The 11,773-nt window shown below is 70.9% G+C and carries 12 protein-coding genes; 4 read left to right on the top strand and 8 right to left on the bottom strand.

Annotated features, from left to right (window positions below; genetic code table 11):
• On the bottom strand, positions 1-567 hold a 567-nt coding region (locus FK498_RS06785; protein WP_141852867.1), incomplete at its 3' end, for a hypothetical protein.
• A gap of 151 nt (positions 568-718) precedes the next feature.
• Between FK498_RS06785 and FK498_RS06780 the strand changes: the two genes are divergently transcribed.
• Genes FK498_RS06780 through FK498_RS06765 form a run of 4 tightly spaced genes read left to right on the top strand, consistent with a single transcriptional unit; the run spans position 719 to position 3,185 of the window.
• On the top strand, positions 719-1,258 hold the full coding sequence (locus FK498_RS06780; RefSeq protein WP_202614772.1) for a thiamine pyrophosphate-binding protein: 540 nt from the start codon (positions 719-721) through the stop codon (positions 1,256-1,258).
• Complete coding sequence (locus FK498_RS06775; protein WP_141852863.1) at positions 1,255-1,839, top strand: thiamine pyrophosphate-dependent enzyme; 585 nt, start codon at positions 1,255-1,257, stop codon at positions 1,837-1,839. Before FK498_RS06780 ends, FK498_RS06775 begins: the two co-directional genes overlap by 4 nt.
• Before the next feature lie 55 nt (positions 1,840-1,894).
• Complete coding sequence (locus FK498_RS06770) at positions 1,895-2,290, top strand: carboxymuconolactone decarboxylase family protein (RefSeq protein ID WP_141852861.1); 396 nt, start codon at positions 1,895-1,897, stop codon at positions 2,288-2,290.
• 4 nt (positions 2,291-2,294) lie between these two features.
• The gene (locus FK498_RS06765) at positions 2,295-3,185 is read left to right on the top strand and encodes an NAD(P)-dependent oxidoreductase (protein ID WP_141852859.1); all 891 of its coding nucleotides are present in this window, start codon (positions 2,295-2,297) and stop codon (positions 3,183-3,185) included.
• A 224-nt stretch (positions 3,186-3,409) separates the two neighbouring features.
• On the opposite strand, the gene FK498_RS06760 is transcribed toward FK498_RS06765, so the two are convergent.
• The 7 genes from FK498_RS06760 to FK498_RS06730 are packed head-to-tail and all read right to left on the bottom strand — an operon-like array spanning position 3,410 to position 11,728.
• A complete protein-coding gene (locus FK498_RS06760; RefSeq protein WP_141852857.1) occupies positions 3,410-4,498 on the bottom strand; it encodes an ABC transporter ATP-binding protein in 1,089 nt (362 codons plus the stop codon).
• Between the two features lie 5 nt (positions 4,499-4,503).
• Entirely contained in the window at positions 4,504-5,391 is an 888-nt protein-coding gene (locus FK498_RS06755) for a carbohydrate ABC transporter permease (RefSeq protein WP_141852856.1), read from the bottom strand.
• Positions 5,388-6,281, bottom strand: coding sequence for a carbohydrate ABC transporter permease (locus FK498_RS06750; protein WP_141852854.1), 894 nt, complete (start codon positions 6,279-6,281; stop codon positions 5,388-5,390). The genes FK498_RS06755 and FK498_RS06750 overlap by 4 nt, the downstream gene beginning before the upstream one ends.
• A gap of 48 nt (positions 6,282-6,329) precedes the next feature.
• Positions 6,330-7,703: an ABC transporter substrate-binding protein gene (locus FK498_RS06745; RefSeq protein WP_141852852.1), complete on the bottom strand. Its 1,374-nt coding sequence runs from the start codon at positions 7,701-7,703 to the stop codon at positions 6,330-6,332.
• A gap of 39 nt (positions 7,704-7,742) precedes the next feature.
• On the bottom strand, positions 7,743-9,026 hold the full coding sequence (gene hisD, locus FK498_RS06740) for a histidinol dehydrogenase (RefSeq protein ID WP_237560860.1): 1,284 nt from the start codon (positions 9,024-9,026) through the stop codon (positions 7,743-7,745).
• A gap of 54 nt (positions 9,027-9,080) precedes the next feature.
• Complete coding sequence (hydA, locus tag FK498_RS06735) at positions 9,081-10,520, bottom strand: dihydropyrimidinase (RefSeq protein WP_141852850.1); 1,440 nt, start codon at positions 10,518-10,520, stop codon at positions 9,081-9,083.
• Positions 10,521-10,531: 11 nt separating this feature from the next.
• Positions 10,532-11,728 carry an MFS transporter gene (locus tag FK498_RS06730; protein WP_141852848.1) on the bottom strand — a complete coding sequence of 399 codons (1,197 nt, stop codon included), beginning with the start codon at positions 11,726-11,728 and terminating at the stop codon, positions 10,532-10,534.
• Positions 11,729-11,773 lie beyond the last annotated feature (45 nt).

The following is an 11,773-nucleotide window of genomic DNA, read 5'->3' as shown; positions in this document are numbered from 1 at the left end:
GATCTCGCCCTCGCGCGCGACCGCCGCCTCGGCGCGCCGCGTCGCGGCCTCCGCCTCGGCGGTCTTCTCGGCCGCGGTGCGGGTGGCCTCGCGCGCGGCCTCGCGCTCGCCCGCGCTCGTGCGTGTGCCGAAATAGAAACCGAGCACGGTGCCGAGCAGCCCGGCAAGCTCGCCGGTGGTGCCGAGGCCGAGCTGGCGCTGGAACACGATCGCGGCGATGCCGAGCACGATGATGAAGAGGCCGATGCAGGCGCGCACCGTCCCCTCCGGAACGCCGAGCGGCATCGCCTGGACGAGCGCGAAGGCCTTGAGCCGCGCCTGCTGCACCTCCGCCGCCGACGCGCCCGGCAGGGTCTCGCCGCACCATTCGGCGGCGCGGCGGATCGAGCGGTGCAGCACCGCGATCAGGCCGCCGAGCAGCGCCAGCATCAGCCCGATGCCGGCGCCGATGAACCAGGCGGCCTCGGGGCCGGCCGTCGGTGCGGCGCCGCCGACGATCACCTGCTGGGCGGAGGCGGGCAGGGGAAGCAGGACGAGGGCGGGGGCGAGGAGGCGGGCGGGCGGCATGGCGTCTCCCGTCCGGGCGGGAGGGCGGGGCCGCGCCGGACTTCGGTCCTTATAGGATAAAAGACCTATCACGTCCACGCCGACGACTGGGCCGGGATTGGCAGCCGCGCGCCGGGCGGCGATGCTGCGGTGCTCACACGGAGGAGCCGCCTTGGACCAGCCCGCCCCCGCCGATACCGCCTCGACCGCCTGGAAGGACGCCGTCTTCGCCGCGCTGGAGGCGGCGGGCGTGAGCCAGGTGCACTACGTGCCCGATGCCGGGCACGCGACCCTGATCGCGCGCGCGCATGCCCATCCGCGCATGCGCGCCGTGCCGCTGACCACCGAGGAGGAGGGGGTCGCCGCCTGCGTTGGCGCCTGGCTCGGGGGCGCGCGCGCGGTGCTGCTGATGCAGTCCTCCGGGGTCGGCAACTGCATCAACATGCTGAGCCTGGTCCGCAACTGCGGCGCGCCGTTCCTGACGCTCGTCACCATGCGCGGCGAGTGGGCCGAGTTCAATCCGTGGCAGGTGCCGATGGGGCGCGCGACGCCCGCCGTCCTCGAGGCGATGGGGGTCGCGGTGCAGCGGGTCGAGCGCGCCGAGGACGCGGCCGAGACGGTCGATGCCGCGGCCGCGCTCGCCTATGGCGCCGGGAGCGCGGTGGCAGTGCTGTTCGCGCAGCGGCTGATCGGGCGGAAGGTGTGGAAGTGAGCGCGATCCTGGAACGGCGCGCGGCGGTGCGCGCGCTCATGGCCGGCCGGCCGGCGGACCTCCTGGTGGTGGCCGGGCTCGGCACGCCCGCCTACGACCTCTACGCCGCGGGCGATCACGACGCGAACTTCTACCTCTGGGGCGCGATGGGGGGCGCGGCGATGATCGGTCTCGGCCTCGCGCTCGCGCAGCCGGATCGGCCCGTGCTGGTGCTGACGGGGGACGGCGAGGCGCTGATGGGGCTCGGCGCGCTGGCGACGATCGGCGCGCAGCGGCCCGCCAACCTGATGGTCGTTGTGCTCGACAACGGGCATTTCGGCGAGACCGGGATGCAGCCGAGCCACACCAGCCTGGGCACCGACCTGCCGCGCGTCGCCGAGGCCTGCGGCTTCGCCTGGTCCGCGACGGTGCGCGACATGGCCGGGATCGAGGCGCTGCGCCGGCGCCTCGCCACTCCCGAGGGGCCTGGACTGGTGCGCGCGATCATCGGTGCCGAACCGACGCCCAAGGCGCTGCCGGCGCGCGACGGGGCGTATCTCGCCACGCGCTTCCGCGCCCATCTCGGCCTCGCCCCCGGTTGACCCGGCGCGGCCGCACCCCGACCATCCGCGCCCCACGCAACCGAGGGAGAGGCCGATGCCGCAGGACCCGTTCTTCAACCAGACGCTGTTCGACAAGGGGCTCGAAGTCCGCAAGGCGGTGCTCGGCAAGGAGTATGTCGAGTCCTCGCTCGCCAAGGCCGACGACTTCATGCAGGCGTTTCAGGAGTTCACCACCCAGTACTGCTGGGGGATCATCTGGAATCGCCCTGGGCTCGACCGGCGCACGCGCAGCTTCCTCAACATGGCGATGCTGATCGCGCTGAACCGGCCGAACGAACTCCGCCTGCACATCGGCGGCGCGCTCGAGAACGGCATCACCAAGGAGGAGATCAAGGAGGTCTGCCTGCAGGCCTTCGTCTATTGCGGCGTGCCGGCGAGCCTGGACGCGTTCAAGGTCGCGCAGGAGGTGTTCAAGGCGCGCGGGATCTGAGGCCGTGGCCGCGCCGATCGCACCGCCCGAGGCGGTCGCCTTCCTCGGCCTCGGCAGGATGGGCGTGCCGATGGCGGCGCGGCTGGTCGGCGCCGGCTTCACGCTGCGCGGCTGGGACCTCGCCCCGCCGGCGCGGCTCGCCGCTGCGGCCGCGGGGATCCCACTCGCGGCTTCCGCCGCCGAGGCGTGCCGGGACGCCGCCGCCGTGATCACCATGCTGCCCGACGGCAAGGCGGTGCGCGCCGCGCTGGAGGACCCGGCGGTCGCCGGCACGCTGACGCCCGACACGCTGGTGATCGACATGTCCTCCTCCGATCCGCTGGGCACGCGCGCGCTGCACACGGCGCTTGCCGGACGCGGCGTCGCTTTGATCGACGCGCCCGTCTCGGGCGGGGTGGCGCGCGCGATCGACGGCACGCTCGCGATCATGGCGGGCGGCGAGGCCGCGGCGATCGACCGCGCCGCGACATTGTTCGCGGCGATGGGCAAGCACGTCTTCCGCTGCGGTCCGCCCGGCGCGGGACATGCGATGAAGGCGCTGAACAACTACGTCTCGGCCGCGGGGCTGGTGGCGGCGGTGGAGGCGGTCGCGGTCGGGCAGCGCTTCGGCCTTGACCCGTCGACCATGGTCGACGTCCTGAACGCCTCGACCGGGCGCAACAATTCCACCGAGGTGAAGCTGAAGCAGCACATCCTCTCGGGCGGCTTCGGGTCGGGCTTCTCGATCGGGCTGATGGCCAAGGATCTCGCCACCGCCGGCGCGCTCGCCGAGGGGCTCGGCATCGACGCGCCGCTCGCCGTCGAGATGGCGCGGCGCTGGCGCGCGGCGGCCGAGGCCCTGGGCCCGGGCGCCGACCACACGGCGATCGCGCGGCTGATCCTGCCGCGGGACTGATACCCTCCGCACAAAGGCTCGACCTTTGTGCGGAGGGTATCGCGCGCGGGGCTGGTGGGGCGGCCGCGCGCGAACATGACCCCGTACCAGCCCGCCGAAGGTCAAGCCTTCGGCGGGCTGGTATGAACCCTGCCGGCGCTTCACGCATGAGGCCGCGGCACCGCCGAGGTGCCGCAGCATCCCGCGAGATGAAGGTGCCGGCCGCCAGCCGTGTGCGGCGCAGGTCAGGCGCGGCGCCGAAGGGCGAGCCCGGTTGCCGGATCGAACAGATGGAGCTTGGTCGTCTCGAAGGCGACCGCGGCGGGGGCGTTCAGCGCGGCGCGGACCTCGCTCTTCACCTCGGCGGTGATGCGCAGCCTGGGCGCGATCTCGACCTCGATCAGCCGCTCGGAGCCGATCAGCTCGGTCATCCAGACCGTGCCGGGAATGGCGCCGGCATCGCCGGGCGCGGCGATGCGCACGTCCTGCGGGCGGATGCCGAGCGTGAGGCGGCGCGGCGCGGCGGCGAGGTCGAACTGGGGCGGCACGGGGATCGTGCGGCCGGCGAGGCGCAGCACGGGGGCGCCCGCGTCGCTCGCCACCTCGACCTCGGCGAAGTTCATCGGCGGGCTGCCGATGAAGCCCGCGACGAACAGGTTGGCGGGGCGGTCGTAGACCTCCTCCGGCGTGCCGTACTGCTGCACCACCCCCTGGTCCATCACCGCGATCAGGTCGGACATGGTCATCGCCTCGAGCTGGTCATGGGTGACGTAGATCGATGTCGTCTCGAGGTCGAGATGGAAGCGCTTCAGCTCGCCGCGCATGGTCGCGCGCAGCTTGGCGTCGAGATTCGAGAGCGGCTCGTCCATCAGGAAGATGTCGGGCTTGCGCACCATCGCCCGGCCGAGCGCCACGCGCTGGCGCTGCCCGCCCGAGAGCGCGCGCGGCTTGCGCGCCAGCAGATGCGCGATCTCCAGCACGCGCGCGACCGCGCCGACCTTCTCGCCGCGCTCGGCCCTGGGAATGCCGCGCACCCTCAGCCCGTAGCCGATGTTCGCCGCCACATCCATGGTCGGGTAGAGCGCGTAGGACTGGAACACCATGGCGATGTTGCGCTCGCCCGGGGCGAGATGGTCGACGCGGCGGTCGCCGAACCAGATCGCCCCCTCGCTCGCGCGCTCGAGGCCCGCGATCAGGCGGAGCAGCGTCGTCTTGCCGCAGCCCGACGGGCCGAGCAGCGTGACGAACCTGCGCTCGGGAAAGGTGAGGTCGAGCGACTTCAGCACCGGATTCGCGCCGAAGGATTTCGAGAGACGTTCGAGCCGGACATCCATCGCCTTCAGCCCTTCACCGCGCCGGCACCGAAGCCGGCGACCAGGTGGCGTTGCAGCAGCATGAACAGCAGCGCCATCGGTACCGTCATCAGGACGGAGGAGGCCATCATCAGCCCCCAGTCCACATGCGTGCCGTCGAAGAAGTGCATCACGCCGACGGTCAGCGGCAGGTTCTCCATGGAGTTCATGAAGACGCGGCCGAACAGGTAGTCGTTCCAGGAGACGATCAGGGTGAAGATCGCCGCGGCGACGATGCCGGGCCAGGCGGTCGGCAGGACGATCTCCCAGAACACGCGCAGCCGCGAGGCGCCGTCCACCAGCGCCGCCTCCTCGATCTCGATCGGTACGCCGCGGAAGAACGCCCACATCAGCCACATGCAGAACGGCAGGGTGATGCAGACATAGCCGAGGATGAGCGAGAGCAGCGTGTCGGTGAGCCTGAACTCGACCATCACCAGGAACATCGGGAAGACGAAGATGATCGAGGGCACCATGTAGCCGACCAGGGCGAGGTAGGGCACGGCGCGCTGGCCGGGGAAGCGGAAGCGCGTCAGCGAATAGGCGGCGAGCGTGGAGACGGCCGTGCTGATCACCGTCGTTCCGGTCGTCACGATCAGGGAGTTGACGAACCAGTCGAGGAAGAAGGCCGAGGGGGGCACCGCCGTGCCCGAGGCCGCGCCGGCCTGGAAGTAGGCGTCACGCCCTTCGAGCAGGGCGCGGTAGTTCTCGAGCGTCCAGGTCTCGGGCCAGAGCGTCGGCGGCCAGAGGAAGATCTCCTCCTTCGGCTTCATCGAGGTGAAGAAGGCCCAGATCAGCGGGAAGCAGACCAGGACCGTCACGGCCGCGAGCACGGCATAGAGGGCGGTCCGGCCGGCGATCTCCCTCGCGCTCACGCCGGCTTCTCCTCGCGCCCGAAGCCCGAGACGCGCACATAGACGATCGTGCCGGCGAGCAGCAGCGCGATCATGATCACGCCTGTCGCCGCCGCCACGCCGAGCCGCAGATTCGCCATCCCCTCCTCGAACGCGTAGACCGCGAGATTGAAGGTGGAGGTGCCCGGGCCGCCGCGCGTCAGCAGATAGATCTCCTCGAACTTGTTGAAGGTCCAGATCGTGCGGAACACGATCACCACCACCAGCACCTCCTTCAGCATCGGCAGGGTGATGTCGAGGAAGCGTCGCACCGCGCCCGCGCCGTCCACCTTGGCCGCGTCGTAGAGCTCGGTCGGGATGGTCTGCAGGCGTGCCAGCACGCAGATGATCACGAACGGCGTGTATTTCCAAACGTTCAGCAGGATCGCGGAGGCCATCGCCATGTCGGGCGTGGAGAGCCAGGCGATGTTGTCCGAGATCACGCCGAGGCGGAGCAGCGCATGGTTCACGATTCCGATCTCGGAATTGAAGATCCAGCGCCAGTTGAGCGCGATCACCACGGTCGGCACGATGTAGGGGAAGAGCAGCAGGCCGCGGAAGATCGCGATCCCCGGCAGGGCGGTGTGCAACAGCAGCGCGAGCCCCACCCCCAGCACGGTCTGGAACAGGATCGACCAGCCGGTCCAGACCAGGGCCTGGCGGAAACTGTCCCAGAACAGAGGGTCGTCGAGGATGCGCTCGAAATTGTCGAGCCCGACCCAGATCAGGTCATCGGGGCGCAACGGATTGTAGCGGTAGAAGGCGAGCCGGATCGCCTCCGCCACGGGCCAGACGATGAAGGCCGCCGCCGTGACCAGCAGCGGCAGCATGAACAGGATGCCGACCTGGCGGTCGGACAGGCGGAGCCGCATCGGGCGAGATGCAGGCGGGGGTGGACAGGTCCCGCCCCCGCGTCTCCCTCAGCCGCCGATCAGGCGCCGATTGTCGCGCCGGATGGACTCGAACTGGCGGTGGCCCCACTCCACCGCCGCCTTCGGCGCCTCGTTGTTCAGCAGCATGCGCTGCACCGCCTGCGCCCACACGCTGCTGCCGTGCGCGATGCCGGCGAGCGGATTCACTCCCTTCTTCAGCTCGAGCCCGGTGTTGCACGCATGCGGCACCGACCGCTCGAAGATCACGTCGAGCGTGCGCTTCTTCGTCTGGTAGAACGGATGCGCGAGCATCGCCGGCGCCGAGGCGACGTCCTTGAACACCGGGCCGACATTGGGCATCAGGCTCTGGCTGTAGCGCACCATCCAGTCGACACTGTTCGAGACGTAGGCGACGGCCTCCTTGACCTCGCGGATGAAGGGGTTGTCGCGCGCGGGGATGATCCAGCCGTTGATGTCGGTCCAGGACCAGCGCCCGCCGGTGCGCGGATGCGCCGGGTTGAGGTAGTACTCCATCCTCTCGAAGATCGGCTTCGCCTCCTCGGCGGCGCGGCCCATGGTGCGGCCCCAGTAGGCCGACATCGCCGTGCGGCCGGTGACGTGCTGGTCCACCACCTGCAGGAAGCTGAACTCGATGGCCGCGCGCGGCATGTAGGCGTTGAGGCGCCTGATGAACTCGAACGCCTCCACGGTCGCCGGGCTGTCGAACACGGTCTTGAACTGATCCGCCGGGTCCCAGGTCATGCCGCCGGCCTGCCAGATGAGCTGGGTGATCTGGTAGTCGGCGCAGAGGTTGCGCCCGAGCGCCATGGTGTAGCCGGCGAGCCCCGGCTTCTTCTCGGTGATCGTCCTGGCAGCGTTGGCGAACTCCTCCCAGGTCCACTGCGCGGGGTTGCCGAGGCCGAGCTCGTCGATGATGTCCTGCTGGACCACCAGCAGGCAGGGCTGGTGGTGCACCGGCACGGCATAGTTCGTGCCCTTCCAGCCGCCGAACTGCTCGAGCGTGAACCCCTCGATCAGCCTTTCCTTGGCACGGATCGCGGTGTTCACGTCATCGACCGGCTCGAGCAGTCCTTCGGCGGCAAGCTGGTAGGCGATCGGGCTCTCGACGCTGATGAGCGCCGGCGGCCGGCGCGCGGCGAGATCGGTGGTGAGCTTCACGGTCACGCCGTCCCACGGGATCTGCTCGACCTCGAAACGGATGTTGGCGTTGTTGCGCTGCGCCCATTCGTTCATGCCCTGCACGAACACGCCGCCATAGGGGCCGGGCTCGCCCCAGACGCGGGCGACGCGCGGGCCTCCTTGCGCGATCGCCGGCGCCGCCAACCCGGCGGCAAGCGCAGCGCCGCCCGCGCCCTGCAGCAGGCGGCGGCGGGTCGCGGACAGGCGTGTCGATGCGGTCATGGTTTCCTCCTCGGTCGCAGGCTCGGGCCCGTCGTTGCGTCAGACGTTCTTCGGCGCGTAGCGGGCGAAGCGCACATCCGCCGTCCTCTCGTGCGCCAGCATCCCCTCCTCGTGGCAGATCCGCCCCATGATCGGCGCGATCCGCCGCGAGGCGTCGTCGGAGAGGCGCTGCCACGTCACCGTCTTGATGAACTTGCCGACCCAGAGCCCGCCCGTGTAGCGCGCGGCGCGCCCGGTCGGCAGCGTGTGATTGGTGCCCACTCCCTTGTCGCCATAGGCGACGGTGGACTGTTCGCCGACGAACAGGCTGCCGTAGTTGGTCAGGCGGGCGAGATACCAGTCGTCGCGCGCGGTCTGCACTTCCAGGTGCTCGGGCGCGTATTCGTCCGAGACCGCGACCGCCTCCTCGTCGCTGTCCACGACGATCACCTCGCCGAGCGTCTCCCACGCCTTGCCCGCGATCGCCGCGGTCGGCAGGGTCCTGAGCTGCAGCGCGATCTCGGCGAGCACCTGCTCGCCGAAGCGGCGCGAGGTGGTGACGAGCCAAGCCGGGCTGTCGGGCCCGTGCTCGGCCTGTCCCAGCAGATCGGCCGCGACGAGGGCCGGGTCGGCGGTGTCGTCGGCGATCACCAGGATCTCGGTCGGGCCGGCGAGCAGGTCGATGCCGACCGTGCCGAAGAGCTGCCGCTTCGCCTCGGCGACGAAGGCGTTGCCGGGACCGGTGATGAGGTCCCGCGGCGTCATGCCGACGCAGCCATACGCCATCGAGGCGAGCGCCTGCACGCCGCCGATGCAGTAGATCTCGTCCGCGCCCGATCTGTGCAGCGCGTAGAGCGTCTGCGGATAGATCCCTTCCGCGTCGCGCGGCGGGGCGGCGCCGATGATGTGGCCCACACCGGCGACCTTCGCGGTCGCGACCGACATGATCGCGGCCGAGATCAGCGGGTACTTGCCGCCGGGGATGTAGCAGCCCACCTTCGCCACCGGGATCAGCTTCTGCCCGAGCGTGATGCCCGGCTCGATCTCGGTCTGGAACTCCTGCATCGACTCCCGCTGGGCGCGCGCGAAGCCGGTCACCTTCGCATGCGCGTAGGCGAAATCCTCCTTGAAGGTCTCGGGGAGCGCCCGCTCGACCGCACGGATCGCATCGTCGGAGACACGGAACGTGCCGTTCTCCCACCGGTCGAACTGACGGGCGTAGCGGCGCACGGCGTCGTCGCGATTGGCGGCGATGTCGTCGAGGATCTCGCGCACCCGGTCCTCGAGCGCGCGCCGATCCGCCGGCATGCGCGGCTCGGCCCGCTTCAGATAGCTGCGCGCCACGACGTCCCTCCCCTGCCCTCCGACACGGAGCCTAGGGACGGCGTGGCGGTCGCGTCAACCGACCGGATCGAAGCCGTTGGCGAACACGCCGCGGCCGCGCGTGAGCGCATAGGGGCCGCGCGGCAGGAACCTGCCGGACTTCTCCTCCGCCTGCACCCGCCCGTCCTGCATCACCACCTCGCCGCGGCGGATGGTCGCGACCGGCCAGCCGGTGACCTCCAGCCCCTCGTAGGGCGTGTAGTCGATCGCGTGCCGCATCAGGGCGTTGGTGATCGTCACGCGCTTGCCCGGGTCCCAGAGCGCGAGATCGGCATCCGAGCCGACCGCGATCGTGCCCTTGCGCGGGGCGAGGCCGAACAGCCGCGCCGGGTTGGTGGCGGTGAGGGCGACGAACTCGGTGACATCGATCCGGCCTTTCGACACGCCTTCGCTGAACACGATCGGCAGCCGCGCGGCGAGGCCGGGAATGCCGTTCGGGATGTCGCGGAAGTTCGCGTCGCGGCCGTTCCGCGCCTTGCCGGCGCCGCCCTCGTACGAGTATCCGCAGTGGTCCGAGCTGATCACGTCCAGCACGCCGCGCCGCACCATCGCCCAGACGCGCTCGTGCTCGGCCGCCTCGCGCGGGGCGGGGCTGCACATGAACTTGGCCCCCTCGAAGCCGGGCCGGTCCATATGCCCGGCCGTCAGCGTCAGGTACTGCGGGCAGGTCTCGCCCCACACCCTCACGCCGCGCGCCTGGGCGCGCGCGATCTCCTCCGCGGCCTCGGCGCAGGAGACGTGGAACACCTGGATCGGCTGGTCGACGAGCTCGGCGAGCGCGATCGCGCGATGCGTCGCCTCGCGCTCCACCACCGGCGGGCGCGACCAGGCGTGGTACTTGGGCGCCGTCATGCCGCGCGCGAGCAGCGCTTCGGTCATGAAGCGGATCGCCTGGTAGTTCTCGCAGTGCACCGTGACGAAGGCGCCGAGCCTTCGTGCCGCCGCGAGCACGCGCAGGTACTGCGCGTCGTCCACGTGCAGCGGGTCATAGGTGAGGAAGACCTTGAAGCTGCGGATGCCCGCAGCCACGATCGCCGGCAGTTCGTGCTCGACCACTTGGTCGGTCGGATCGGTGATGATCTGGTGGAAGCTGTAGTCCATCAGCGCGGCGCGCGCGCGTCGGCGGTACTCGTCGAGCGTCGGTCCGATCGGGTGTCCCTTGAACTGGCTCGCGAAGCAGATCGCCGTGGTGGTGCCGCCGGCGAAGGCGCTCACCGAGGCGGTGACGAAGCTCTCCTCGTGCACGGTGCCGTCCGCCTCGAGCTGCTCGATGTGGCAGTGCGTGTCCACGCCACCCGGCAGCACCAGCAGCCCGCCGGCATCCAGCGTGCGGCGGGCGCCGTCGAGACGCTCGCCGAGAGCGACGATCCGGCCGTCCTTCACGCCGACATCCGCGCGCACCGCCTCCGCCGCCGTCACCACCGTGCCGCCGCGCACCACGAGATCGAGCTCCATCGCCTCCTTCCTCACTCCGCCGGCGCTGGCCGTACCGCCGGTGCCGTCGTCAGGCGCGGGAACAGCGCCGCGAATCCCGCCGTCAGCAGCCCCACCATGGCGAGCGTCCACAGTACCGCCTGCATGTCGCCGAAGCGAGCATGCAGGATGCCCACGAGGGGCGAGGCCGCCGCCGCGCCGACGAAGCCGACGAAGAACCGCACGGCATAGGCGCGCGCGCGCAAGGCCGGAGGCACCGTGCGCGCCAGCATCGCGTCGTTCACCGTCACCTGGCCGAAGATGGTCGCGATGGTCGCCGCAGCGAGCGGCACGGTCAGCCAGCCCGAGGCCAGCGCCAGCCCCACCACGAGCGGCATCTGGCTCGCGGCCAGGCCGAGGAACAGCGCGCGCAGGCTGACGCGGTCGGCGAGCCTCCCCACGGTGAACTGTGTGGCCGCACCGCAGATCGACACCGCGAAGGCGATCACGCCGATCACGGCGAGCGCATCCGCGCTGCCCGCGAGCCGCTCCTCCAGGAGCTTGGGCAGCAGGATCGTGATCGCGTTGAACATCAGCCCGTTCGTGACGGCGATGGCGGTCAGCACGACGAAGGCGCGGATCGCGGTGGCGCGCGGGATGTCGGGGAAGGTCGCGCCCTCGCGCCGTGCCGCCGCCGTCACCGAGGCCGGGGTGCGCAGATACGCGGCCCCGATCGCGAGACAGACCGCGCCCGGCAGCACGAACCCGGCGCGCCAGCCGAAGGCGCCGACGATCATGCCGGTGGCGAGCGGCGCGAGCGAGACGCCCAGATTGCCGAACACGCCGTTGATGCCGATCGCCCGCCCAAGTCCGGGCCCCGCCACCTCCACCAGCAGCGCCGTGCCGACCGGATGGTAGATCGCGAGGAACACGCCCGCGAGCCCGAGCGCCGCCGCAAAGGTCACCGGCGTCACCGCGAGGCCGCAAGCCACCAGCGAAGCGCCCGTGCCGACGAAGAACACCGCCATCATCGCCCGTGCGCCGTACCGTTCCGCAAGCCATCCGACCGGCAGCGAACCCAGCCCGTAGATCGCGAACATCGCCGTGCCGAGCGTGACGATCGCGCCGTAGTCGAGCCCCGGGAACGCCCCGCCCATCGCGAGCACGGCCGTCGGCAGGATCAGCAGCGCGTAGTGGGTCAGGGTGTGCGCGGCGTTGATGAAGACGATGGTGCGGGTCTGGGCGTCCATGCGCGAAGCCTAGGCCGGATCGCACGGCCCGGCCATCCCGCCCTG

It is taken from the genome of Elioraea sp. Yellowstone, assembly GCF_006704265.1.
Lineage (GTDB): Bacteria > Pseudomonadota > Alphaproteobacteria > Acetobacterales > Acetobacteraceae > Elioraea.
The sequence above is the reverse complement of the archived record's forward strand: the minus strand, read 5'-3'. Positions and strand labels throughout refer to the sequence as shown.